We start from the raw sequence: 1,803 nt of genomic DNA on the forward strand, positions 1-1,803 counted from the left end.
CTGGCGTTGTCTTTCAACCAGGCGTGGGGAATGCCTTCCCGCTTGAGCGCCCGTTGCAGTGTGTCGGCCTGCCAGTTGTAGCCGTAGATCACCGCAATGTTATTGAGCGGTTGGCCGTTCTGGTGCCATTTGCGGATGCAGCGGGCGATGTAGTGGGCTTCGTCGTTGAAGGTGTCGAACTTGCGGAATGCCGGTAGCGGGCCGCTGGCGCCGGCCATTTCCGGGGCGATCAGGGGGATGTGGTCGTCGTCGGCGTCCTGGGCTTGCAGGAAGTCCTTGGCGAAATCGTAGGCGTAGCTGAGGATTTCGCGGGTGTTGCGGTAATTCAGTTTCAGGATAGTGGTACGGCCACGGGCCTGGATGCCGGCGCTGGACAGGGGAAACTTGAGGCTGCGCTTCTTGTAGATGGACTGGGCATCGTCGTAGAGCAGCAACAACGAGTTGGTGTCCGGGTCGATCATTTGCACGACAAGGGCCAGCCAGTCCTGCTCGAAGTCGTGGCCTTCGTCGATCATCACCGCGCTGTATTGGGCGCGGGGGATCTGTTCCTTGTCCACGGCCTGCACGACCGTCTCCACCTGCCGCTCCCAGGGTTTCAGCTCGGGCGTGGCGGGGATCAGATCCACGTTATAGGTTTGCAGTTGCCGGCCACACCATTTATGGAAGTGGTGCACCTGCACTTTTTCTTCGATGCCTTTTTCGGCAATGAAGCTGCGCAGCCGTGCAGCCAGTGTGATGTTGAAGCACAGCACCAGAATCGGTTTGGTCACAGCCTGGGCCAGGTGCAGGCAGCGGTAGCCGAGGATCAGCGTCTTGCCGGACCCGGCTACCCCATGAATGACCCGGTGACCCTCGCCCATGCTGCGGGCCAGTTGTTCCTGCTGCAGATCCATGACGCGGACGATATCCGGGATGGCGTTGTAGTCGGGTTGGCTCTCTGCCGCGGCCCGGCTGCCGGTATGACTGCCCTGCCCCTGCCCGCTACCCTGCTCGCTTTCTTCATCAGCCTCATCGCCCTCATCAAACAACCCCTGCTGGGGCGCGTTGATGCGGATTTCCGGGAACAGGTTCCAGCGGATGCGATCAATCTGCGGCAGGGTGAGCTTGTCGCCGAAAGCGTAATCGAACATGGCCCAGAGTTGTTCCTGGAAGACTTCCGGGTCGGCGGTGGCAGTCATTTCATCCCGGCAGATCAGCCGGTGTGGCGGTAGCACCAGCTCCTGATGCTCCTCACTGATGGCCTCGTTCCATTGCTTGCGGGTGATATTGGGGAACACCACCCCATAGCCCCACGGGAAACAGAGTTTGCCTTTGTGCTGGGCGGAGGTTTGTTGCAGGTGTTCATCGCGCTGCAGTTTCTTGATGGCGGTGAGCGCACACTGGCGGGCTTGCTGCAGTGGGTTGGTGACGGTCTTCAGGCCATCGGAGGTGAAGATTTCCACATCACGGGGCGTGATTTGTTTGAGGGTATCCAGCTTCCAGTCCTTCACCTCAAGGAACAGCAAGCCACGACCGGGATGAAGAATGATGTAATCTGGGTAGCGTCGGCTGCGCCCCACCGGGGTGTCGTACCAGACGGTGTAATCATCCTCCAGCAGCGTTTCCAGCCGCTGCCCCAGGCGCCGCTCGCCCGCGGTCATACCGCGCAAGGTGCTGAGGTTGGGGATGACGGTGGCCATTGCCTACCGCTCCCAGCTCATGGTGACCCCATAGGCCTTGCCATGAACATTCAGGCGAGAATATCCAAGCATAATCATCCCGCTATTTTCTGGCTGCCACTGAACCAGTGTCAGCTTTTCAGTT

At 59.9% G+C, this 1,803-nt stretch carries 1 protein-coding gene; it reads right to left on the bottom strand.

The window, feature by feature from the left end:
- On the bottom strand, positions 1 to 1,679 hold a 1,679-nt coding region (locus A3730_RS21850), incomplete at its 3' end, for a nuclease-related domain-containing DEAD/DEAH box helicase (protein ID WP_063538932.1).
- Positions 1,680 to 1,803 lie beyond the last annotated feature (124 nt).

Source organism: Alcanivorax sp. HI0044 (assembly GCF_001634945.1).